The following is a 23,484-nucleotide window of genomic DNA, read 5'->3' on the forward strand; positions in this document are numbered from 1 at the left end:
TGGGATAGGTTTCCGAGATGACAGATCGGTTTCCCGTCATCCTGACATCGCTGCTTGGATTGATCGCCGTGTGGTGGGCCGCAGCTGTGGCTACGGCTGACCCGAGCGTTTTGCCGACGCCAGCGGAAGTCGCTTCGATTTTTTGGGAAGAGGCCAGCCAAGGGCCGATGCTTGAACATATCGCGGCCACCATGATGCGCGTCGCGGCGGCGTTCACGCTGGCTATGGGGATTGGTGTCGTGCTGGGCTATGCGCTGGGGCGGATGCCCAAACTGGACTTGTGGCTGGGGCCGTGGGTTGCGGTGTTCTTGAATATTCCGGCCCTTGTGGTGATCGTGCTTTGTTACCTTTGGATCGGCTTGAATGAGGTCGCGGCGATCACGGCGGTTGCCGTTAACAAAACCGCCATGGTCGCTGTGACGGTGCGCGAGGGCGTGCAGGCATTGGATAAACGGTTGCGCGATATGGGGCAGGTCTTTGGACTGTCACCCATGGCGCGGATGTATCACGTGACCTTGCCGCAGCTATGGCCCTATCTTGCGTCGTCGATGCGCAATGGATTGGCCATCATCTGGAAAATCGTTCTGGTGGTCGAATTCCTTGGCCGATCAAACGGCGTGGGGTTTCAGATCCACCTGTATTTTCAGCTGTTTGAGACCGGCTATGTGCTGGCCTACGCCTTGGCATTCGTCGCGTTGATGCTGATGCTGGAATACGCGCTTTTGGCACCGTGGGAGCGGCGCGCGACCGCGTGGCGGCGGTTGGCCACCTAAACGGGTTGCTGACCAGCGATCATCGCCTTGGCAGACGCATCCTCAAGGAACCGGCGCAGACGGGTCAGGTCCAAGGGCTTTGGCAGAAGTGGCACCCCGATCTCATTGCAGGACGCAACCATTTCGTCGCCACGGTCCGCCGATATGATGAGCGCGGGTAGGTTGTGAAACTGCGACCTAAGGTAAACGCACAGATCCAGACCGGTCATGCCATCGCCCAGATGGTTGTCGAGCAAAATGCAGTCTGGGACCAGTTCGACCTCTTCCAGGAGTGCGATCGCGCTTTCGCCGCTTTCGCTGTGGATGATGTGCGCGCCCCAACCTTCGACGTTAAGAGTGATCGCCTTTGCCACATCCGGATCGTTTTCAACAAGAAGGACGATCAACCCCTCAAGAGGAGAGGTGGTATTAGACATTGGGAAAACGATGTCATCCGCTGGAATAAATGCGGGGGCTTTGGTCTCCATCGTGATTGAGAAACACGACCCCTGACCCGGCGCGGACTGAAGCGACAGATCATGTCCCAATTGCCGACAGGCCCGCTCCACGATGGCCAACCCAAGTCCAAGCCCGTCGGACCCGGCCCCAAGGCGCGAGACCTGCGCGAATTCTTGAAACACCTTTTCCTGATCATCGTTGGCAATGCCGACGCCAGTATCGTGCACCTCGATCCGAACCTGATCGCGCAAACGACGCACGCCAAACACAATCCGCCCTGAGGGCGTGTAACGGATCGCATTTGACAGAAGGTTCTGCAGGATACGCCGCAGAAAAACCGGGTCAGACACGACGTGAAGACCCGAAGGGACGACGCGCAACTCAAGGGATTTTTCCGCTGCCGCCGGCGCCATTTCGCTGGCCAGCGACCGCATCAACGGACCAAGAGCCACCGGTTGCACGTCCATCGTCGCCTGGCCAACATCAAGCCGCGAGATGTCCAGCAACGCTTCGATGATGCTTTCAACACTGGCCAAGGCGCTGACGGCCTTGTCCGCGATATCGCGCGAGGTCGGGTCCTGAATGCGATCTTCCAGTGAGGCGACAAAAAGCTTGGCCGCCGAGAGAGGTTGCAGAAGGTCGTGGCTGGCGGCGGCCACAAAGCGGGTTTTGGACACGTTGGCGCGGCGCGCCTCGGAAAGAGCTTCGCCCAACTCTTCGGTTCGTGAGGCGACACGGCGTTCGAGTTGCGTGTTCAGGGTGTGGAGCGCCTGCGTCGCCAGACGTTCTGGCGTGATATCCGTGAATGAGATCACAAAGCCGCGGTCCGGCATTTCCTGTGCAAAGACGGTGTAAACCTGATGGGTGCCGCGCGTGACCTCAAAGTTCAAAGGGCGGCGTCCGGCGCGTCGGTCGGCCCATGATTGCAGCATGCTTCTGCTAAAGCTGCTGGCGAATTTCATTTCCTTCACAAGGATCCGGAGGATATCGCCAAAGGGCATGCCAATCAGGCCTTCATCACTGGGCAGATCGATCAGATCTTCCATTCGGCGATTCCAGCCGACGAGCGCTCCGGCGCGGTCAAAGATGCAGACGCCTTGCGGCAAGTGATCCAAGGTTGCCCGCACCATGCGGGCCTGACGATCCACCAGCTTTTCCCGCTCGCGCCGCTCTTCGCGCATGATCTCGGTAACATCCGTCTGCAGAATGACGGTTCCGCCGGTTTTGGTGCGGTGCTCAGACACCTGCAGCCAGCGGTCCCACATCAGTTCGACGTTAAAGACAACATGGCTGCGGTTGTGGTGGCGCAGGCGCCTTGCGGCCCAGTCGGACGGCCCGGTTTCATCCGGCAAAGACAGAAATCGCGATTCACTGATCAGTTCGACATATTCAACAAAGCTCAGCCCTTCGGTCAGGTAATCTGAGATGTCGTGCAGGTCTTTGCAGAAGCGGCTGTTGTGGAGCACGAGTTTATCGTTCGTATCAAACAGCGCGAAGCCCTCGTTGACCGTTTCGATGGCCTCGGACAGGTGAGATTGCGCGACCTCGGTTTCACGGTTAGCGTGCGCGAGCCGGGCGTTGCTGTCATTCAGCAGATCAAGGGTGCGTTCCAGATCAATGGTCCGCTGTCGGACCTGACCTTCGAGCATGGCGGCCCGTTCGAAATGAGCATAAGCGGTGCCGTTGGCATCCGTGGTCTGCTCGACGCGCCGCATCAGCGCGTCGGTGATGCGCATCAGCTTGGCATTCTGGCGTTCAACGGTATCGCCTTCGCGCAAAAGGTCATGCATAGCGCCTTACCCCGCGCTCTGTGTTGGCGGAAAGATCGCCACGCCCGTCATCGTGTGGTTCACGTGCATCGGGCCGATTTGTTCGCCATAGGTCGAAAACCCGAGGACCCGGTGTTTTTCCAGAATGCGGCTGACGGCACCGAAGGATTGTGTTTGCTCGGCTTCGATCCGGCGCAGGATACAGTCGCACCCAAGTATATCGGGGGCGGCGCGGCCTTTGGCTAATTCTGCGAATTTCTGATCCAGATGGGTGGGCATGTTCATGGCGCTTGCCACGGTCAGGACCATGCCCTCGTCGATGGCCGAGAAAAACACCAACTCGCCCTTGCTGTTCACGCGCTGGATTGCGCGAACATGATGTTCGTCGCCAAGCCGCACCACAACGGGATGCGCGGCAAAGGTGAATTCATTCAATTGCGCCGGGTCTTTGCCCACCAGACGTGCAAATTCTGCCGCAGCGGGTTCTGCATTGATTTCTTTCACGATGCGCTGGTCCGGATCTGCGCCGGTAACGACCATGCGCCTTTGCGTCGGCTCCATATGATCAAGCGAGAAAACACGGACCTCGCAATGCGAGACAACCAAGGTCAGCACGGCAGCATTGCGCATAACCCGACCATTCGCCGCGACGAGGGTTTTGGTGAAACGGACACCGTCACCCGCCGAACCACCAAAGATTTTGAAATTGCCCAGCGTCGGCGCGAGGGCGCTGACCAAAAGGTCTTCCTTGAGCGACAGGCCATCGACCATGAGGAAAGCAAAGCCATTGGGTTTGTCGGGATTTGCCGACGATAGCGCCACACGGCCTTGGACAACGCGGTCGAGGTCCTGTGTCAGCCCGCTGCCGCCGAGGTTTTCGATCACCTGTATTCGGGTGGCGAAATGCGTGCGTGGTAACCCGATAGCAAGGATATGATTGTCAATGTAACCGGTGTGGCCAATCTCCCCGGCTGTCGTGCAGGCCACGACAGGTGTAGGTGCCAGCGCAGCGGACACTTGTTCCACCACTGAAGAGAAATCTGCATCAGCGCTGACGAATAGGAACAGCTGCGCCAGTGCGCATCCATCGAATGCGCGCGCGATTTGCCCGACGGGGTCGTCAGCATGGATCGGCACCTGCGCCGACAGTAGTGTATTGCCATGCCGCAACACGTCCCCTTGCGGAATGGGACGGAAAGTGTGCGTCAAATGGTGAACTCCTCAACCTGCAGCTTAGCTGGAGGAATCGGATTCTGGCAAGATACTTGCGAACTTAGCGTCCTGAGCGACCAAAACGGCCTGTGTGCGGCTTTGGACGCCCAGCTTTCGCATGATGGATGTGACATGCGCCTTGACCGTCGTTTCCGCGATGGAGAGCTCGTAGGCGATTTGTTTGTTCAGCTTGCCGTCGCAAATCAATTCGAGGATTCGCGACTGCTGTTGGGTCAGCGATGACAGCTTCCGGACCGCTTCTCCATGCGTTGTGGGGACGTCTGTAGCCACGAAGTTTTCGGGCACAAAGATGCGACCGTCCTTGATCGAATCGATGGCTGTCTTGAACACGGCGCGCGGTGAATGCTTTGGCACATACCCCGCAGCACCGGCCTGCATCGCGGTTGCCACAACGCGATTGTCGGTCAGCGAGCTTACGACGATGACAGGCGCCGGGTCGACGCGATTCACCATGCGGATCAGACCATTCAATCCGGTGACATCCGGCAGGTTCAGATCCAGAACCACCAGCGCTGGCGCACCATGCTCTTCAATCACGGCCAGGCCGTCCGCAAGGCTGGCCCCGGTGCGCACATCCGAAAAGTTAGCGATCGAACGCAGGGTCAGCTCCAGCGCGTCGCAAAACAGCGGGTGGTCGTCGACAATCAGTACCCAGCCATCGGCCACGAGTTCGAAATGAGGAGCAGGTCTGGTGTCAGTCGTCGCATTCATGGGATTACCATAGGCTGCAGAAGCGGGCGCGTCCCTAAGCCTTAAGTCGCATGATATTTGACACATTATAGTCAGGCAATCTGGGCAGGTCCGACATCAGGATCGGTTGCGTGCCGAAACGAAAACGGCGCGCCCGGTTTCCCGGACGCGCCGCTTATAGCTTGCGCCTTTGGCTTAGTTGGCAGAGGCCAGCTGACGTGGCAGCTTGAACGTCCAGAGGGTACCACCCTGGTTCAGGTAGTTCACCTTCTTGGCCACTTCACCACCCCAGAGCGGAACCGCGCCGCCCCAGCCCGAGATGACCGAGACATACTGTTCGCCGTCCTGTTCCCATGTCACAGGCTGACCAACGATGCCTGAACCTGTCTGGAACGACCACAATTCTTCACCGGTGGTGTCATCCAGTGCGATGAACTTGCCCTCTGGCGTGCCAAAGAACACGAGGCCGCCAGCGGTCGTCATCACACCCGACCACAGTGGGGCGTCGTTCTTGTACTCCCACCGGATTTCGCCGGTGTCGGGGTCCATCGCCTTCAGGCTGCCGATGTGGTCTTCGTAGTTAGGCTTGATGGTAAAGCCCGACCCCAGATAGGCTGCGCCTTTCTTGTAGGTGATCGGCTCGTTCCAGATATCCATGCCCCATTCGTTGGATGGGATGTAGAAGTTGCCGGTTTTCTGGCTGAACGCCATTGGCATCCAGTTCTTGCCGCCGAGGAACGAAGGCGATGCAAAGACGATTTCGCCTTTCTTGCCGTCTGCGGAGTCCGCCGGGTTACCCGGGCGGTTTTCTTCTACAAAGATCGGACGCCCGTTTTCGTCGAGACCTTCGGCCCAGCTGATGTCTTTGACAAATGGAACACCACGCACAAAGTCACCGTCTTCGGCGTTCAGAACATAGAAGAAGCCGTTGCGGTCAGCGGTTGCGAGGCGCGCGTTGCCGTCACGGTCGTTATAGGCGACGACTTCGTTCACACCGTCATAGTCCCAGCCTTCGCGAGGCGTCGTCTGGAAGTGCCACTTGATTTCACCCGTTGCGGTGTCGAGACCCAGACGCGAAGCGGCATAGAGGTTGTCGCCCGAGTTGTCGTCCAGTGGCTGACCCGCGTTGCGCAGGTGGCTGTTCCAAGGGGCAGGGTTACCCGCGCCAAAGATCAGCGTGTCGGTGCGCGCGTCATAGGAGCCGCCCAACCATGTTGCGCCGCCGCCGGTTTTCCACATGTCGCCGGGCCAGGTGGCATTCAGCGTGCCGGTCATGGTCGATGGTTCGCCGTTCAGCTCACCCATGTGGCCTTCGATCACGGGGCGTTTCCAGACCAGTTCACCGGTTTCCGCGTCGCGCGCTTCAACGGCGCCCACGATGCCGAATTCGCCGCCGGAGTTACCGGTGACAACGAGACCGTTCACGATCAGCGGTGCAGCGGTGTAGCTGTAGCCTGCTTTGTAGTCGTCGATCTTCTTGCGCCAGACGACGTCACCGGTTTTCGCGTCAAGCGCGACGATGCGGGCGTCGAGCGTGCCAAAGTAAACCTTGTCGCCATAAAGCGCCGCGCCGCGGTTAATCACGTCACAGCAAGGCAGGATGCCTTCAGGCAGACGCGCGTCGTATTGCCAAAGCTCTTCACCGGTTTTGACGTCGATCGCATAAAGACGCGAATACGACCCGGTGATGTACATGATCCCGTCATGGACAAGCGGCTGCGTTTCCTGACCGCGCTGCTTCTCACCACCCAGCGAGAACGCCCAGACCGGGAACAGGTTGTCCACGTTTTCGGTGTTGAGTGTGTCCAGCGGCGAATACCGCTGCAGGTGACGGCCCATACCGTTCGTCAGAATGTCGGATGTGCTTGCTTGGTCATTGGCCAGCATCTCTTCGGTGACACCAGCGGCTTCGACCTGCGTCGACGTCACCAAGAGAGCCGCTATGGCAGCGGTCAAAAAGCGATTCATATTATCCCTCCCATTCGGGTTTGTGTGGCGGGCACGCATCCTCCTGGCGCACCGCTGCCCATGCGACATTATCGGTGTGTTCGCGGGCTCTGGGGTATGCGCCTTTGGTCTTACGACCCTGGGGGCAGTCACGCTTTAGCCTGCTCACGGCGGTGTGAGACGCGACCATAGTCGATAATCGGCCCTCGGAAGCGGTGTGCTACTCCGACCAAAGGAGGAGAGGTTTATGCAGAAAATTGCGGTGTTCATCGCGGCATTGGCCGGATTTGCTGGTGCGGCACAGGCAGAAGACCGACGCGTCTTTCTGGAATCGGCTGACGGCGACCGTATCGAAATCGCTAGCCTGAGCATTGCGAGTGACGGCACCTATACCACCGACCTTGCGCCCGTCTTTACCGAGCACTTCCTGTCCATGCGCCCGTTCAAATGCCTCGAAGGGCCGCAAAAGCATTGGTGCCACGTCCCATATCCCTACGAGATCGCGCGCAACGTGTCCGAGGATCTGACCGATCTGGAATACGATTTCCTGTTCCTTTGGAAAGGCGCGACGGAATACGGGATCAACATGTGGAACGGCGTTTACTATCGGATCGAGGAACAGCCGGACGGGACCATGATCGGCGTTCTTTACGATATGGATATGGACGATCTAAGCGTCCCTCCCCCTGCGGGTGAACTGCGCCCGATCCGCGAGGCGGATCTGTACGAAGGTGACGCGGAGAGCCACTGGCTGCCTCGGCTGATCATTAAATAGCAAACCTACACTGAACACTCACCCATAGCGCGAAGGTCGTATATCGCGGGCGATGCGGCCTGCTAACCTGACTGTAATCAGGGAGGAAATGAGATGTCCGTATTCTCAAGAATTGCGGCAGGCGTTGCCGTCGCGACATGTTTTGCCGTCAGCGCCTTTGCCGAAACGCAGACGCTGCGCGCCCAAGTGCTGAAATTCGGCACGGTGAATTGGGAACTCAACACCATTAAGCATCATGGGTTTGACGCTGCAGAGGGGTTTGAGTTGGACGTGACCGGTGTTGCGTCTGGCTCGGCGGCGAAGGTTGCGTTTCAAGGCGGTGAGACGGATGTGATCGTCTCGGATTGGCTTTGGGTCGCGCGCCAACGCGCGGCAGGCAAAGACTACGTGTTCATTCCGTATTCCAAAGCAGTTGGCGGCGTGGTTGTCCCATCCGATAGCCCGGCACAAAGCCTTGCTGATCTACAGGGTGGCAAGATCGGAATTGCCGGTGGCCCGCTGGATAAATCATGGCTGATCCTTCAGGCCTACGCCGATCAGGAATACGGTGTTCAACTTCAAAGCGGGACTGAACAGGTGTTTGGCGCGCCGCCGCTGATCTTTAAGACGGCCATGCAGGGCGAGTTGGATGGGGCCATTAACTTCTGGCATTTCATGGCCAAGATGGAAGCGGGCGGAATGCGTAAGCTGGTGGATGTCGCAACTGCGGCAGAAGCGCTTGGCCTTGATCCAAACACGCCGCTTCTGGGGTATGTTGTGACCGGCGACATGGTGCGCGAAAACCCGGAACTGGTTGATGGTCTGGCCAATGCATCCCGCGCGGCGAAGGACCTTCTGGCGGCAGATGATGCCGAGTGGGATCGTCTCCGTGAAAAGATGAACGCCAAATCCGATGCGCAGTTTGAGGCGCTGAAGGCGGGTTTCCGCGCGGGTATTCCAGAGGCCGGACCAATTGATGAGGGAGCCGCGGACCGAATGCTCAAGCTGATGGCCGGGCTGGGTGGAAGCGATCTGGTTGGTGACGCGACCGCGTTGCCCGACGGCACATTCCACGCACCAAGCACCTGATGCTGAAGCTGGTGCATACCGATGCACCATCGGCGGCGGGCCAACGTCCGCCGCTTGTTTCATTGCGATTAGGCGGCTTTGGACAAGGTGACACACAGATCCTCGGTCAGATTGATCTGGACGTCGCGGCGGGAGAAACCGTTGCGATCACCGGCCCTTCGGGCATTGGCAAGAGCACGCTCTTGCGTCTGATTGCGGGTTTAGAGCCACTGCGCAATGGGACATGTGACCGGCCAGACCGTCGCGCGGTTGTGTTTCAGGAGCCGACGTTGCTGCCGTGGCGGCCAGTTCGCAAGAACATCACATTGATTGCAAAGTGTTCTGACGATGCAGCCGACGCGATGCTGCACCGCGTGGGGCTTTCTGAAAAAGCTGACTTGTTTCCTGGGCAGCTTTCGCTGGGTCAGCAGAGGCGCTTGGCCCTTGCGCGGGCCTTTGCGACGCAGCCGACATTGTTGCTGATGGATGAACCGTTCGTGTCGCTCGACGCGGAATTGGCTGATGAGATGATGCGCCTGTTTGAGGCGTTGCGCGATGAGTTCAAGGTGACGACCTTGCTCGTCACCCATGCATCCGACGAGGCGCGCAGGCTGGCGACGCGGGTCGTCACTCTGGGCGGAGCGCCTGCGCGGATTGTCTAAAAGAGCGGCGCGTATTTCCAGTTGTCGGCGTCTGGCGTGACCTCATCCAGATCATAGTCCGCGGCCTGTAGGCGCTTCGCGATTTTCAGACCATCGTTGGCCGCTTCATCGACAAGCGCGCGACCGGCGACTTCGTCCTGAGCGACGCCGTGTCCGCGCATCAGATCAATCCCATAGTTGAATTTGCCCACCGGATCGCCAGCTTCTGCTGCGCGGCGGTCCCAATTGGCGGCGGCGTCTGGGTTGTACTCTGCACCGAGGCCGTTGTTATCCAGCTGGCTCATCCACGTCATGGCGGCGGTGTAGCCCGCTTCGGCGCAGTTTTCGAAGAGTTCGCGTGCCGCGTGGTGCGCGCCGGACTTGGTGATGTAATAGCCTGTCGCGCAGGTCACCATGTCGGTCTGGCCGTTAGCGATGTTGTTCATGATGCGACCGAACCCTGTGTCTTGGGGATTCAGAGTTCCGAATTCGTCCTCAACGGTTTTCACGTCTGCATCGCCGATGCTGATGTCTGCAAATGCGAAAGACGTGGAAATTGAAGTGGCAATCAGGACAGGTAACAGGCGCATCGGAAATCCTCCATTTCCGGCTGTATATCCGAAAGTCGCCCGCGTTTCACGGTTGCTATGGTCGTAGGACTGGTCAGCGTGACTGACCTAAGCGCGTTTGCGCGTCATGCCGCGCGCCGGATCATAGCCCCAGATCGCCAGCGCCATGAAGGCGGTGGTGGCAAGCAGCGTCCAACCGAGCGCCGGGCCGTTGAATTCGGCATAGAGCGCGAAGCGGATGAGTTCGACGGCATGAGTGAACGGGTTCGCGGCACAGATGTCGTGCAAAAGGCGTGAGCTTTCAGCCATCTTCCACAGCGGATAAAGCGCGGAGGACAGAAAGAACATCGGGAAGATCACGAAGTTCATGACGCCTGCGAAGTTTTCTAACTGTTTGATAAAGCTGGAGAGTGCGAGGCCGAGCGCGCCGAGCATCAATCCCGCAAGGATTAGCGCGGGCAGAGCAGTCACGTAGCCCATCAGCGGCATGTCGATGCCGAAGGCGGCGGCGATGGCGAGAAAGGTGTAGACCTGCAGGATTGAGATGGTGGTCGATCCCATGAGCTTGGCAAAGAGGAGCCACCAGCGCGGCAGCGGCGCGGTCAATAAGAGCTTCATCGACCCCATTTCGCGGTCGTAGACGAGGCTGAGCGACGACTGCATCCCGTTGAAAAGCATGATCATCCCGCAAAGGCCCGGGACGATGTAGGTCTCATACGTGATGTAGGTCTGATAGGGTGGCGTGATCGACAGGCCAAGCGCTGCGCGGAAGCCTGCGGCGAAGACCAAGAGCCAGACGAGGGGCCGTACAAGAGCTGCGATAAAGCGCTCGCGCTGATGGACAAAGCGCAGGGCCTCGCGCCATATGATCGCGCGGAGGGCGGGGAGCCAGATCATTGTTTGGCTCCTGTAAGGGTCAGGAAGTGGTCCTTGAGTGGGGTGCCTTTGGTCAGGTTCTGCACAATCCCGTATTCGATAAGCTTGCCTTGATGCAGGATCAGGCATTGATCGGTGTCGTAGATTTCGTCCGTCAGGTGCGTGGCCCAGAGGACGGTCATGCCGTCGGCGGCTAAATCATGGACATGGGCCGTGATCGCTTCGCGTGCGGCGGCGTCTAGCCCAACGGAGGGTTCATCCAAGAGCAGGACAGTCGGGTCATGCAGCAATGCGCGGGCGATCTCTGTCCGCCGGCGGTGGCCACCGTTCAGGGCGCGGACCTTTTCGCGGGCGCGGTCGGCCATGTTCAGGCGCTCCAGTGCCTCTGCGATGCGGATGCGGGCGGTGCGGCCTGCGATGCCATGGAGCGCCGCGAAATAGGTCAGGTTTTGTTGGACGGTGAGGTCGAGGTCGAGCGTGCTTTGCTGAAACACGATGCCCAGCTTGGCCAAGGCTTGCCGGGGCGTGCGTGACAGGTCGTGCCCGGCAATCTCAATGCGGCCAGTGGGGGTCGTGAAGAGATGGGTGAGAAGCGCGAAGAGTGTGCTTTTGCCTGCGCCGTTCGGGCCCAGAAGGGCCGTGAAACCTGAGGCGATTGAGAAGGAGACGTCATCCAGCGCGACCTTCTTGCTGTAAGCGTAGGAAACCCCCTCTACGGCCAAAGTAGAGGGGGTGACACGGCGTCCAATTTGGGAGGACGAAGCTGTCTCTGGCGCCGCGTCGTCCACTTATTCAATCGTGATCTCGACGCGCTGCGTTTCACCGGTCGAACCGGGGATCTTCAGGTAGTACGAGCCGGGTTTGATCGCGAGGAAGCCAATTTCCATTTCGCCAGCTTCGTCAAATTCGACCGAGTCGATGCCGAGCGGGCGGATTTCGAGGCCTTCAACGACGATTTCATCAATCCAGATCGCGCGGAAGAATTCTGGGCCGACAAGCGCCAGTTCCTGAGAGCCGTCGCCCTGAATTTCGAACTCATAATAGGTGCCGGACTTCAGCACCCATGGCGCGGATGTCAGCGGGATGCCGGCACCCAACTGGATCGGCTCCAGGTCCTCTTTGTTTGAGGCCGAAAGGATGCCAGCCAGGCCAAAGCCGTCATCATCATCATCGTCGTCGTCATCCGCCATCAGGGGCGTCGCGGCGAGGGCCATCATGGTGGCAACAGCAGTCAGGGTACGGAACATAGGTGCGGTCCTTTTACGTTTTGTTCTGAATAGATTTGCGGGCGCACATGCGAGGCTTAGCCTTCATGAACCCCAGATGTTTGTGCAGTTAGCTATCTGTCGGACGGTAGGCAGCTCCCCAAGGGAAGCGCCCAACTTTGATCGACTTGATCGCCTCGCGGGCGGCGACGTCGATCACCGTAACGTCGCCGGAGACACCGTTCGTCGTGAACAGCAGCGACTTGTCGGCATTGAAATCCATGTGCCAGACGCGGCGACCAACAAGGATGTAATCCTCGACCTCATAGGTTTCGGCATTCACGACCGCGACGTGGTTCGAGGGGCCAAGCGCGACAAAGGCGTGGGTGTCACCGGCGGCGAGTTCAAATCCTACCGGCTGAACGCGGTCGGGGTGAACGCCGTCGACCTCAAAGTCGATTTTGGCGATCTCGGCTTGGGTTTCGACGTCAAAGACGCTGATTGTGCCGCCGATTTCTGCCGATACCCAAAGCTCTTTGCCGTCCTTCAGGAATTCGGCATGGCGCGGGCGCGAATCGACAAGCGTGTTGGCAAAGAGTTTCTGGGTCGTGGTGTCGATCCAGTGCGCCATGTTCGTGGTTTCAGACGTGGTGATGGCGATCTTGCCATCGGGGCTAACGGCCATGCCCTCGGGCTCAATCCCCACGTCGATTTGGGCCACAACCTTGCGTGTTTCTGTGTCCACCACAGTCGTAATCGCGTCATCCTCATTGGCGATATAGAGGTGGCGGTTGTCGGGGTGCAGGACGAACTGTTCGGGGTCCTCGCCCGACGGCAGTTCATGCAGGACCTCGCCGGTGTCTGGGTCGATGACCTGCACCGTGTCGCTGTCTGAAGCGCAGACATATAGGACCGAGTAATCCTTGGCGAAGGTGATGCCCCGGGGGCGTTCGCCTACATCGATGGTGCGCACGACTTCGAGTGTTTCAATGTCGATCACGCTGACGGTGTCGTCCTTTTCGTTGGATACCCAGATTTCATCGGCAGCGACCGGTGAGCCGAGCACGGCACACGCGGCCAGCGCCGCGATATGAGTATTTTTGAAACATAGAAGGGACATGGTCTGGCTCCTTTGAAGCAGGGGTCAGTTAAAGGCGGTGCAGTTGGATTCCGGGCGATCGATGCCCAGCGTGTCGAGTTCCGTGGTCTGGTGAAGGAACCCTTCGAGCGGGGCGTTGGCGACCAGCGCGCGGGGGTGCAACAGCGGGATCGGCTGGCGCAGCTGTCCGTTCCAATCGCGGAAGGTCAGCGGACGGCCTTTGAATCCGGCGAGTTCGAAGTCAGGACCGAGGATGTAATCGCGCAGGGTTGCGACGTCGTTGGACTGTGTGCGTGTGACGGCCTCGCCCAAGACGCGCACGGCGGCCCATGCGGCGTAGTCTTTGGGAGCCATCTCGCGCTCATGAGCGTCCTCAAATCGGGATTGCAGTTGCGCGGCGCCCCATTGCTCGACGGCGGGGCCCCATGTCTGGGCGCTGAGGCCTTCGGAACCGACGACGGGGCGGGCCTCCCACGTGTTATAGAGGATGTAGCGGCCGAAATCGTTGAACTCATCGGCGACGATCAGGGCGTCATAGTCGCCGAAATCCTGGGTAAAGAGCGGGACCTCTTGGGCGGCGTTGCGGCGCATGTCGGCGTCAAAGCGCCATTCCTTGCGGTCAGACAGCTTCATCCCGAACTTGGTCAGCGAGCCTTCCATCGCGGCGGCATAAGCCTGATCTTCGGGATGACCACCCGCGATCATTACCAGATCATCCCAACGTTTGGTGGTAAAGAACTGGGCCAGTGCGTCTGTGCGCATGGACGTCGAGGGCAGCGTGTGCAGCATGTTGGCGCGGCAGTCTGCGTCACGCAGCACGGCGTCGCCGGCACCAGAGTTAAAGAGCAGCGCATTCGCTGCCTCTGGCATATCAGCGATTGTCAAAAGAACATCTGCAGGGGCGTCGATCACCAGATAGGGGCTTTCGGCCAGCGCTGCTCGCGCCGCCTCGGCCGCGTCATCGCCCAGCCAGACATTGTGCTCGGACAGCTCCCAGGTCTGACCCATGAAGCGGCCAGTGGTAGCATTGTCGTCGATGGCAGTCATGACCCCGGCAAGCCCCAAATCCTCGGGGATCGGGTCGAGGTTCGATAGTGTCGGCGGCAGGTCGCGTTCGACCTTCAGCCACCCGATCGTCACATCCTGAGCGTCCGCTGCCACAGCCCAACCGGCTGTCAGCAGCGCCAACATTGCAGTGCGCATTGGCACGTCCTCCCTTGGCCTCAGGGAAGAGGAGTCAAGCGTGTTAAGGAACCAAGACCTTGGTCGGAGGCGGCCTAGGGTGGTTGCCAAAGAGCGACTAAGGTCGGGTGCTTCTTGGTGCAAAAATCAAAGGGACCCCACCAAGGTCCAATACCTGAATGCAGGTGCGCCTGCGTAATCATTGGGGAACGATGACATTGGGAGGAGTCGGAGATGACCCTGCGCACATGGGCGGCGGGAGCCGCAGTAATTGGCCTGACCACACTGGCGGCCACGCACGCAACCGGACACGGCGATGTTGCGCCGCAGCCGGTGGATACCGCTGCGCTGCCTGATGTCGAAGATGGCCTGATCGAAAATCCCTACCGTGCCGACGCCGTTGGCGAAGACGTCTGGTTGGCTGCGCTTGAGATTGGGGCGTCGGGCTACAACCAGAACTGCGCACGCTGTCACGGGTTGGAAGCGGTGTCTGGTGGTCTGGCCCCTGACCTGCGGTTCCTTGAGGCCGAGGAATATGGCGACGAATGGTATATGGAGCGCTTTATCCACGGCTATACCCAGTCGGGCATCACGCGCATGCCGGGTTTTGGCGAGTTGCTGGGCGAAAAGGCTGGCTGGGCAATCCGCACCTATATCGAAACACGTCCCGACGATGTCGCTATGGAGGACGTGAATGACGATTTGGTCGCCATTCGCGATAAGCTTGCCATGTGGGCCGATGATGCGAGTGGCGCTGATGTGGACGGCGTGATTGCCGAATTGGGCACGATCTCGGCCAAGATTGAAACCCTGTCAGGGGCACCGGTTGCTGACTCGGTTGCCTTCCGGGCGGAGCGTATTCTGACGGTGGATCCGGCGGCCTTCAGAACCGCAGCTGAAACGCTGACGGTTGGGCTGTCGGCGGCGCAATAATGCTGAGAACGCTGGCGGCGGCATTGCTGGCATTTGGGATGGCTGGACCGGTTTGGTCCAGCTCGGACCCCTGCGCCGATTATGTCCCGCAGCCCAAACCCCAGAACGCGTCGCGTGACATTGTCGGGCAAGAGCTGGACCAGATCATGGATCAGGGTCACATGCTTTTCGCCGTCTACGAAGACTACCCGCCCTATTCGTGGAAAGAAGGTGGCGAGCCGATGGGCATCGACATCGAGGTCGCGCGGATCATCGCGGAAGACCTTGGCGTTGACGCGCGGTTCAACTTTGTGGCGGCGGGCGAGACGCTTGAGGCCGATCTGCGGTTCAACATCTGGAAAGGTGCGCTGATCGGGGGGCGGATTGCCAATGTGATGATGCGGGTGCCTTGGGACCCCAGCTTTGCGTGTCGGGTCGAGCAGGTCGTGTTCACTGGCCAGTATTCCGCCGAGGCGATCGCGATTGCTTATGACAAGGCGAGCTACCCGGAGGAGAAGCCCGTTCCGGCCTATTTCCGGTTTGATACCGTCGCGGTCGAGAATGACAGCATCGCCGATTTCTATCTGTCGTCCTTTGCAGGTGGGCAGATGGCCAGCAACATCAAACGCTACACCACCATGGAAGAAGCGATGGCGGCCTTGGCTGCCGGGGATGTCATGGCGGCCATGGGGCCACGTGGTCAGTTAGATCACGGGTTGACGGATAGCATCGGAGTGCACGAACCTCCGCTGGCCGGGTTCGCCGTTTCGAACTGGACGCTCGGCGTTGGAGTGAATTTCCGCTACCGCCCGTTGTCCTACGCAGTGGACGATGCCGTGCGGTACGCATTGGAGGATGGGCGCATTGCGGCCATTCACGAGAAATACGGCGTCACGTTCCGTGCGCCTGAAAGGTAGAAGACGATGAAACTGACCGGATCACGGGTAATCAACGCGCCGCAAGAGGTCGTTTGGGCAGGCATTCTGGATGCAGAAGTGCTGAAGGCCTGCGTGCCCGGCTGTACCGAGATGTCCGGCAACCCCGATGACGGGTTCGAGGCGACCGTTGTGCAAAAGGTCGGCCCGGTGAAAGCCACCTTCAAAGGTGCCGTCACGCTGGAAGACATGAACGCACCAAATAGCGTCAAGCTGGTTGGCGAAGGCAAAGGCGGCGCGGCAGGTTTTGCCAAGGGCGGTGCTGACGTGACCTTGACGGCGGTCGATGGCGGCACACAACTTGATTACGAAGTGGATGCCCGGGTTGGCGGAAAGCTGGCGCAACTTGGTAGCCGCATCATTGACGGGTTCGCCAAGAAGATGGCGGACCAATTCTTTGAACGCTTTCAGGAGGCCGTCGAAGAGCCTTCGGAGGCGGACATGGAGCTTGCTGACGGAGACGCGGCGGGCGCTGACGAAACCAAGAAGAAATCATGGCTGGGCCGGATCACCGGAAAAGCCTGACATACCAACAAGGCACATAGAAAGATTCAGGGAGGATCTGATGGCAAAAATTTCAATGACGGTGAACGGTAAGGCCGTTTCCGGCGAGGTTGAGGGACGCACGTTGTTGTCCGCGTTCCTGCGCGATGATCAAGGCCTTACAGGGACGCATATCGGCTGTGACACCAGCCAATGCGGTGCCTGCAACGTCCACGTCAACGGTGTGAACGTGAAAAGCTGCACTATGCTTGCTGCCGAAGCGGATGGTGCCGAGGTCACGACGATCGAAGGCATGTCCAACGCGGACGGGTCGCTATCTGTGGTTCAGCAAGCGTTCCAGGATTATCACGGCCTGCAGTGCGGTTTCTGCACACCCGGTATGGTGATGACGGCGGCAGCGCTCTTGAAGGAGAACCCGAAGCCGACCGAGGCCGAGGTTCGCGCCTACCTGGAAGGCAATATCTGCCGCTGCACGGGTTACCATAACATCGTCAAAGCGATCATGGCCGCGTCCGGGCAGGACGTGATGCCGGTTGCCGCTGAATAAAGAACGACAAGACGGTGCGTGAGACCACGCACTCGACCCACCAATCGTAGGGTGTGTGCTTTGCACGCACCACGCCTAGGGAGGAATAAATGCCAAAGGATAGTGGTATTGGCGCGAGCAATAAGCGCCGCGAAGACATCCGGTTTCTGACAGGGACCGGCAATTACACAGACGACATCAACCTGAACGGTCAGGCCTATGCGCATATCGTGCGCTCGGACATGGCGCATGGCACGATCAACAGCATCGACGTCAGCGCCGCCGAGGCGATTGATGGCGTGGTTAAGGTGTTCACAGCCGCCGATTTCGAAGGCGTCGGTGGCATTCCGTGCGGTTGGCAGGTGACCGACCGTCACGGCCAGCCCATGCAGGAACCCAAGCACCCGATCTTGGCGGAAGGCAAAGTCCGTCACGTCGGTGACCCGATCTGTGTGATCGTGGCCGAAACCGCTGAGCTCGCGCGTGATGCAGCGGATGCATTGAACATCGACATCACCGAACTGCCAGCGGTGATCGACATGAAAGACGCCCTGGCCGATGGCGCGACCAAGGTTCACGACGATCTGACCAACAACCTCTGCTACGATTGGGGCTTTGGGTCAGAAGATCTGGATGCCGTGCAAAATGCGTTCGACACGGCGCATCATGTCACCACGCTTGAACTGAAGAACAACCGTCTGGTGGCCAACCCGATGGAGCCACGTGTGGCCGTCGGCGACTATGCCCGGCACAGTGACGAGTCGACGCTCTACACCACGTCGCAAAACCCGCATGTGATCCGCCTGTTGATGGGTGCCTTCGTTCTGGGCATCCCAGAGCACAAGCTGCGCGTTGTGGCCCCGGATGTGGGCGGCGGCTTTGGCGCCAAGATTTACCACTACGCCGAAGAAGCCATCGTGACCTTTGCCGCCAAGGCGCTGGGCCGTCCGGTGAAATGGACATCCAGCCGCTCGGAAGCGTTCGTGTCTGATGCGCATGGCCGTGACCACGTGACCAAGATCGAACTGGCGATGGATAAGGAAGGTAAATTCCTTGCTGTCCGGACCGACACCCACGCAAACATGGGTGCGTACCTGTCGACCTTTGCACCGTCGATCCCGACATGGCTGCACGGCACGCTGATGGCGGGCAACTACACCACGCCGCTGATCCATGTGAACGTGAAGGCTGTCTTTACGAACACGACGCCGGTTGACGCGTATCGTGGTGCAGGTCGCCCAGAGGCGACGTTCCAGCTTGAGCGAGTGATCGACAAGGCCGCGCGTGAAATGGGGATGGATCCGGTTGAAATCCGCCGCAAGAACTTCATCACCGAGTTCCCCTATGCGACGCCTGTGGCGGTGGAATATGACACCGGCGACTACCACGCGACGATGGATGCTTTGCTGGCCAAGTCGGACCACGCAGGATTCGAGGCGCGTGCGGCTCAGTCCAAGGCCAACGGCAAGCTGCGCGGCTTTGGCATCGCACATTACATCGAGGCTTGCGGCATCGCGCCGTCTGCTCTTGTGGGCCAATTGGGTGCGCGTGCGGGTCTGTATGAATCAGCCACGGTGCGTGTGAACGCGACCGGTGGTCTGGTCGTCATGACCGGTTCGCACAGCCACGGTCAGGGTCACGAAACCTCGTTTGCGCAAGTCGTGGCCGAGATGATCGGCATCGACGAAAGCATGGTCGAGATCGTGCATGGCGACACCGCCAACACGCCGATGGGCATGGGTACCTATGGCTCCCGCTCGCTGGCTGTGGGTGGATCGGCCTTGGTCCGCGCGACCGAGAAGATCATCAACAAAGCCAAAAAAGTGGCTGCACACCTGATGGAAGCCGCAGAGGGCGACATCGAGTTGAAAGATGGTCAGTTCACGGTTGCAGGCACTGACAAATCGGTCGCCTGGGGTGACGTGACGCTGGCCGCCTATGTGCCGCACAACTATCCGCTGGAAGAAATCGAACCCGGTCTTGAAGAAACGGCGTTCTATGATCCGGCGAACTTTACTTATCCATCGGGTGCCTATGGCTGTGAGGTCGAGGTTGATCCTGAGACCGGCAAAGTCACCGTCCTTGGCTTCACCGCTGCTGATGACTTTGGCAACGTGGTCAACCCGATGATCGTGGAAGGTCAGGTTCATGGTGGTCTGGCCCAGGGTATCGGTCAGGCTCTGTTGGAAAACTGTGCCTATGACGAAAACGGCCAGCTGATCAGTGCATCCTACATGGATTACGCGATGCCGCGTGCGGATGACCTGCCGAACTTTACGGTCGATCATTCGTCGGTCACACCCTGCACGCACAACCCGCTGGGTGTGAAAGGCTGTGGTGAGGCTGGTGCGATCGGATCGCCACCTGCGCTGGTCAATGCCGTGATCGACGCGCTTCAGCGCGGCGGCCATGACGTGGCTCATATCGACATGCCTTTGACGCCAGGTCGCGTCTGGGCGGCGATGAACGGCTAATCGACTGTGATCAGGACCGGGGGCTTTGCCCCCGGACCCCCAAAGTTTTTTCGGCAAGAAGATGGGTGGAGGCCCGTATGAGCCGAGGGAGGAAGACAACATGTATAACTTCGAATTCTCGAAACCTTCGACGGTCGCAGATGCAGTTGCCGCATTGGCATCGGAAGATGCGCAGGCACTGGGTGGCGGACAGACGTTGTTGCCGACAATGAAGCAACGTCTGGCGCAGCCTGAGACTCTGGTCAGTTTGACCGGGATTGATGAGCTGAAAGGCGTTTGTCAGGGCGACAACGGCGCGGTTGTGGTAGGCGGGGCAACGACCCATGCGACCGTCGCAGCCGATGCGGCGGCGCTTTATCCGGCTCTGGCGGCTTTGGCATCGCATATCGGGGACCCGCAGGTGCGCAACCGCGGCACGATTGGCGGTTCGCTGGCAAACAATGACCCCGCGGCCTGCTATCCGGCGGCAGCGTTGGGATCGGGCGCGACGATCACCACGAACAAGCGTGACATCGCAGCGGATGACTATTTCCAAGGCATGTTCACAACGGCACTGGAAGAAGGTGAAATCATCACCAGTGTGTCATTCCCGGTGCCAGAAGCGGCGAACTATCAGAAGTTCGTGCAGCCTGCGTCGCGCTTTGCGATGGTTGGAATCTTTGTCGCAAAATACAGCGACGGGGTCCGTGTTGCCGTGACCGGCGCGTCCGAGGACGGGGTTTATCGCTGGTCCGAAGCTGAGGCGGCACTTTCGTCCAACTTCTCAGCGTCGGCGCTTTCTGATCTATCGGTATCGTCGGACGGTATGATCACCGACCTGCACGCCACTGCCGCCTATCGCGCGCATCTGGTAAAGGTCATGACAGGCCGCGCTGTCGCTGCCGCTTCCTAACAGCGACACCCGACACACCGCACGCGGGCATTCTCCCCCCTTGACGTGCGCGAATGCTCCGCTGGTCCCAAAAGCCAGCGGAGTTTTTTTATGCGTGCTGGTCGCGGAGAACGTTTTTCTGGACTTTGCCCATGGTGTTGCGCGGCAGGGCGTCCATGCGGATGTAGCGGCGGGGATGTTTGAAGCGGGCGAGTTTGGACGCGACCTGAGTAGCAAGGGTGTCGTCGGTCAGGTTAGATGCTGCGTCAGGCACGATGGCGGCGAGGATCGTCTCTCCGAAGTCGGGGTCGGGGATGCCGAAAACCGCGCTTTCAAGCACGCCGGGAATGTCGTTCAGGATGTCTTCTATTTCCTTTGGATAGACGTTGTACCCGCCGGTGATGATCAGATCCTTGGCGCGTCCGACGATCGTCAGATAGCCGTCCTCTGACATCTGCCCCAGATCGCCGGTCATGAAGAACCCGTTGGCGCGTTTCTCGGCGGCGGTCTTCTCGGGCATTTGCCAGTAGCCCTGAAAGACGTTGGGACCACGCACTTCGACCATGCCGATCTCGCCCTGCGGGACGAGTGTGCCGGTGTCGTCGCAGACCAGCACCTCGACCCCCGGCAGGGGCAGGCCCACGGTGCCCGCGCGGCGGTCGCCGGTGTACGGGTTTGACGTGATCATGTTGGTTTCCGTCATTCCGTAGCGTTCGAGGATGCGGTGGCCTGTGCGCGCCGTGAAGGCCTCGTGCGTTTCAGCAAGAAGCGGCGCGCTGCCGGAGATGAACAGGCGCATGTTCGCGCAGAGATCGGCTGTGAGACGCTCGTCTGAAAGAAGGCGGGTGTAGAAGGTTGGCACGCCCATCATGAGGGTCGAGCGCGGCAGTTCGGACAGCATAGCGTCGAGGTCAAAGCCCGGCATGAAGTAAACCTGCGCGCCCACCATGAGCGTTGTGTTCAGCGCAACAAAGAGGCCGTGCGTGTGAAAGATCGGCAGGGCATGGATCAAGCGGTCGTCTGCTGTGATCTGCCAGAGATCGACCAGCGAGCGGGCATTCGAGAGCAGGTTGTCATGGCTCATCATCGCGCCCTTGGAGCGCCCTGTGGTACCGGAGGTGTAGAGCAAGCCTGCGAGATTGCCCGGGCCACGGTCCACCGTGTCAAAGCGGGTTGGTTGCGCGGCGAGGTCTGCCGTCAGCGAGCCAGAGCCGTCTGCGGCCAGCGTCAGCAGTGTGGCATCACCTGCAATGGTTGTGAGTTCTTCCGCCCGATTTGGATCGCAGACCAAAAGGCGGGGCGCGGCGTCGCCGACAAAATAGGCAACCTCATCGCGGGTATAGGCTGTGTTCAAAGGCAGGAATACGGCCCCGGTCTGGACTGTCGCGATATAGAGCGCGACCATCTCGACTGTTTTGGGGGCTTGCACCACCACGCGGTCACCTGCCTGAACGCCGTGTGAGACCAGCACATGCGCCAGTTGCGCGGCCATTCTTAGCGCGTCGTCATAGCTCAGGTCCGGCTGACCCGCGCGTGTGAAAAGTGTTTTGCTACTGCCCGCATGTGGGGCGAAGAGATGGTCGTACAGGTGGTTTGGCACTAGCTCGCGATCCTCTGCCGTCCCGGAATGATCCGGGTCTTGGCAGGGGATTGCGACTGTTGAAACGCGTCGTCAAGCGCGACTTCACCGGATTGCTGGAACCGTTCGTGGTTCGCCTCGATCTTGGTCAAGTCATAGTGGTAATTGACCATCGCGCCGCTCGATTGCTGGATGCCATTGGGTGACGTGTCCCCGTTGCCATGAACCGCATAGATTTGGGCTCCGTTGCCAAGATGAAAGCGGGCGACCGGGTCAAACGGCAAGCCCTTTGATGTTTTGGCATGCCTCAAATAGGCGGCGGCAGTATCGCGCACCTCGTCCTCGGTTGCGACATTGGCCAGAACGCGCGCTGTGGTGTCATCCTCGGGCTGGGTGCGCAGCCATGCGTTCAGTCGAGGAATGGGGGAGAGCGTGACGAAGGTTGTCAGGCCCGGCAGCTCGGCCTTCAACTCTTCGACCACCTGTTTGATCAGGAAGTTGCCAAAGCTGATTCCGGTCAGGCCCTGCTGACAATTTGAGATCGAGTAGAAGACAGCGGTCGTTGTTTCACGCGCCTCCACGGGGGCGCGATCTTCGGCCAGCACGCCTTGGATCGAATCCGGCACCGCTTGCGTCAGCGCGACCTCGACAAATATCAGCGGCTCTTCTGGCATGGCCGGGTGGAAATACGCGAAACAGCGGCGGTCCTGCGGGTACAGGCGGCGGCGCAGGTCATCCCAGCTTTCGATGGCGTGGACAGCTTCGTATTCGACGATCTTTTCAAGAATGCTGGCGGGGGTCTCCCAGCTGATCTGGCGCAGGACAAGAAAGCCACGGTTGAACCAACTCCGTAGCAGGTGACGGAAGTCGATATCCGTGCGTTTGAGGTCCGGCTGGTCCTTGAGTGCCACCAACAGATGACGCCGCATTTCTACCAGCGCGCGGGTCGCGCCCATGGGCATGTTCAGGCGGCGGAACAGTTCCCAACGGCGGGTTTCGGTCTGCGCGACCATGGCCTGATAATCCTTCAGGTCATTGGTTTCGGCGTAACGCGCTGCGGCTGCACCAAGGGCGTTCACGTTGATTTCGAGATCGTCGTTCAGAAAGGTAAAGAAATCCCGGCGGCCTGCGTCATCCAATGTGCCGTAGCGATCAAGGATCGTCTGAGCGAGTCGAATGCCCGAAACCTCGCCCTCGGCGTCCAGAAGCGCGCGGCACAGGTCCGGCAGTGACCGTTCATCACTTGCGGCCTGATCGGCCTGACGACGCTCGAACAAGGTGGTGAGCATGTCACCAAGGAAGCTGCGCTCTGCCATTTGGGCCTCCGACATCTGGTGCGGGCGATTCCGCTAAGGTCAGCGTGGGGTCGGAAGGAGGTTTTGGGCAAGAGTGTTTGGACACGAGTGAGAGGCGGCGTGACGCAGCGTTAGCCTGTGGGC

22 protein-coding genes are annotated in these 23,484 nt (G+C 59.6%); 10 read left to right on the forward strand and 12 right to left on the reverse strand.

The window, feature by feature from the left end:
- The first annotated feature begins 17 nt into the window (after positions 1 to 17).
- Positions 18 to 773 (forward strand): ABC transporter permease, encoded by a 756-nt coding sequence (locus FE702_RS12930; protein ID WP_147126718.1) that lies wholly within the window; start codon positions 18 to 20, stop codon positions 771 to 773.
- On the opposite strand, the gene FE702_RS12935 is transcribed toward FE702_RS12930, so the two are convergent.
- The 4 genes from FE702_RS12935 to FE702_RS12950 form a co-directional block, all read right to left on the reverse strand.
- Positions 770 to 3,001: a PAS-domain containing protein gene (locus FE702_RS12935; RefSeq protein ID WP_147126719.1), complete on the reverse strand. Its 2,232-nt coding sequence runs from the start codon at positions 2,999 to 3,001 to the stop codon at positions 770 to 772. The two genes, FE702_RS12930 and FE702_RS12935, sit on opposite strands and share 4 nt — an antisense overlap.
- Positions 3,002 to 3,007: 6 nt before the next feature.
- On the reverse strand, positions 3,008 to 4,189 hold the full coding sequence (locus FE702_RS12940) for an FIST N-terminal domain-containing protein (RefSeq protein ID WP_255449679.1): 1,182 nt from the start codon (positions 4,187 to 4,189) through the stop codon (positions 3,008 to 3,010).
- Positions 4,190 to 4,213: 24 nt separating this feature from the next.
- The gene (locus FE702_RS12945) at positions 4,214 to 4,924 is read right to left on the reverse strand and encodes a LuxR C-terminal-related transcriptional regulator (RefSeq protein ID WP_147126720.1); all 711 of its coding nucleotides are present in this window, start codon (positions 4,922 to 4,924) and stop codon (positions 4,214 to 4,216) included.
- 174 nt (positions 4,925 to 5,098) lie between these two features.
- A complete protein-coding gene (locus FE702_RS12950) occupies positions 5,099 to 6,871 on the reverse strand; it encodes a PQQ-dependent methanol/ethanol family dehydrogenase (protein WP_147126721.1) in 1,773 nt (590 codons plus the stop codon).
- Between the two features lie 226 nt (positions 6,872 to 7,097).
- On the opposite strand from FE702_RS12950, the gene FE702_RS12955 reads away from it, so the two are divergent.
- From FE702_RS12955 to FE702_RS12965, 3 genes are all read left to right on the forward strand, one after another.
- Entirely contained in the window at positions 7,098 to 7,625 is a 528-nt protein-coding gene (locus FE702_RS12955; RefSeq protein ID WP_147126722.1) for a hypothetical protein, read from the forward strand.
- 93 nt (positions 7,626 to 7,718) lie between these two features.
- Positions 7,719 to 8,693 (forward strand): ABC transporter substrate-binding protein, encoded by a 975-nt coding sequence (locus FE702_RS12960; protein ID WP_147126723.1) that lies wholly within the window; start codon positions 7,719 to 7,721, stop codon positions 8,691 to 8,693.
- A complete protein-coding gene (locus FE702_RS12965) occupies positions 8,693 to 9,334 on the forward strand; it encodes an ABC transporter ATP-binding protein (protein ID WP_147126724.1) in 642 nt (213 codons plus the stop codon). Before FE702_RS12960 ends, FE702_RS12965 begins: the two co-directional genes overlap by 1 nt.
- Here FE702_RS12965 and FE702_RS12970 read toward each other — a convergent pair.
- The 6 genes from FE702_RS12970 to FE702_RS12995 form a co-directional block, all read right to left on the reverse strand.
- Complete coding sequence (locus tag FE702_RS12970; protein WP_255449680.1) at positions 9,331 to 9,903, reverse strand: tetratricopeptide repeat protein; 573 nt, start codon at positions 9,901 to 9,903, stop codon at positions 9,331 to 9,333. The two genes, FE702_RS12965 and FE702_RS12970, sit on opposite strands and share 4 nt — an antisense overlap.
- Before the next feature lie 87 nt (positions 9,904 to 9,990).
- Positions 9,991 to 10,779 (reverse strand): ABC transporter permease, encoded by a 789-nt coding sequence (locus FE702_RS12975; protein ID WP_147126725.1) that lies wholly within the window; start codon positions 10,777 to 10,779, stop codon positions 9,991 to 9,993.
- The gene (locus FE702_RS12980) at positions 10,776 to 11,480 is read right to left on the reverse strand and encodes an ABC transporter ATP-binding protein (protein ID WP_430303235.1); all 705 of its coding nucleotides are present in this window, start codon (positions 11,478 to 11,480) and stop codon (positions 10,776 to 10,778) included. Before FE702_RS12980 ends, FE702_RS12975 begins: the two co-directional genes overlap by 4 nt.
- Before the next feature lie 66 nt (positions 11,481 to 11,546).
- Positions 11,547 to 12,005 (reverse strand): hypothetical protein, encoded by a 459-nt coding sequence (locus tag FE702_RS12985; RefSeq protein ID WP_147126726.1) that lies wholly within the window; start codon positions 12,003 to 12,005, stop codon positions 11,547 to 11,549.
- A gap of 88 nt (positions 12,006 to 12,093) precedes the next feature.
- Positions 12,094 to 13,083, reverse strand: a complete 990-nt coding sequence (locus tag FE702_RS12990) for a YVTN family beta-propeller repeat protein (protein WP_147126727.1) — start codon at positions 13,081 to 13,083, stop codon at positions 12,094 to 12,096.
- A gap of 24 nt (positions 13,084 to 13,107) precedes the next feature.
- Positions 13,108 to 14,265: an ABC transporter substrate-binding protein gene (locus tag FE702_RS12995; RefSeq protein WP_147126728.1), complete on the reverse strand. Its 1,158-nt coding sequence runs from the start codon at positions 14,263 to 14,265 to the stop codon at positions 13,108 to 13,110.
- A gap of 213 nt (positions 14,266 to 14,478) precedes the next feature.
- Between FE702_RS12995 and pedF the strand changes: the two genes are divergently transcribed.
- The 6 genes from pedF (at position 14,479) to FE702_RS13025 (ending at position 20,487) form a co-directional block, all read left to right on the forward strand.
- Positions 14,479 to 15,177: a cytochrome c-550 PedF gene (gene pedF, locus FE702_RS13000; RefSeq protein ID WP_147126729.1), complete on the forward strand. Its 699-nt coding sequence runs from the start codon at positions 14,479 to 14,481 to the stop codon at positions 15,175 to 15,177.
- A complete protein-coding gene (locus FE702_RS13005; RefSeq protein WP_147126730.1) occupies positions 15,177 to 16,073 on the forward strand; it encodes a substrate-binding periplasmic protein in 897 nt (298 codons plus the stop codon). Before pedF ends, FE702_RS13005 begins: the two co-directional genes overlap by 1 nt.
- 6 nt (positions 16,074 to 16,079) lie before the next feature.
- The gene (locus FE702_RS13010; protein ID WP_147126731.1) at positions 16,080 to 16,616 is read left to right on the forward strand and encodes an SRPBCC family protein; all 537 of its coding nucleotides are present in this window, start codon (positions 16,080 to 16,082) and stop codon (positions 16,614 to 16,616) included.
- Positions 16,617 to 16,656: 40 nt separating this feature from the next.
- Positions 16,657 to 17,142, forward strand: coding sequence for a (2Fe-2S)-binding protein (locus tag FE702_RS13015; protein ID WP_147126732.1), 486 nt, complete (start codon positions 16,657 to 16,659; stop codon positions 17,140 to 17,142).
- 89 nt (positions 17,143 to 17,231) lie between these two features.
- Positions 17,232 to 19,595 (forward strand): xanthine dehydrogenase family protein molybdopterin-binding subunit, encoded by a 2,364-nt coding sequence (locus tag FE702_RS13020; RefSeq protein WP_147126733.1) that lies wholly within the window; start codon positions 17,232 to 17,234, stop codon positions 19,593 to 19,595.
- A gap of 100 nt (positions 19,596 to 19,695) precedes the next feature.
- Complete coding sequence (locus FE702_RS13025) at positions 19,696 to 20,487, forward strand: FAD binding domain-containing protein (protein WP_147126842.1); 792 nt, start codon at positions 19,696 to 19,698, stop codon at positions 20,485 to 20,487.
- Between the two features lie 88 nt (positions 20,488 to 20,575).
- Here the strand turns inward: FE702_RS13025 and FE702_RS13030 are convergent, their stop codons facing one another.
- The gene (locus FE702_RS13030; RefSeq protein ID WP_147126734.1) at positions 20,576 to 22,066 is read right to left on the reverse strand and encodes a malonate--CoA ligase; all 1,491 of its coding nucleotides are present in this window, start codon (positions 22,064 to 22,066) and stop codon (positions 20,576 to 20,578) included.
- A complete protein-coding gene (locus FE702_RS13035) occupies positions 22,066 to 23,361 on the reverse strand; it encodes a malonyl-CoA decarboxylase domain-containing protein (protein WP_147126735.1) in 1,296 nt (431 codons plus the stop codon). The genes FE702_RS13030 and FE702_RS13035 overlap by 1 nt, the downstream gene beginning before the upstream one ends.
- Between the last annotated feature and the right edge of the window lie 123 nt (positions 23,362 to 23,484).

Source organism: Shimia ponticola (genome assembly GCF_007995215.1).
Classification (GTDB): Bacteria; Pseudomonadota; Alphaproteobacteria; order Rhodobacterales; family Rhodobacteraceae; genus Shimia_B; species Shimia_B ponticola.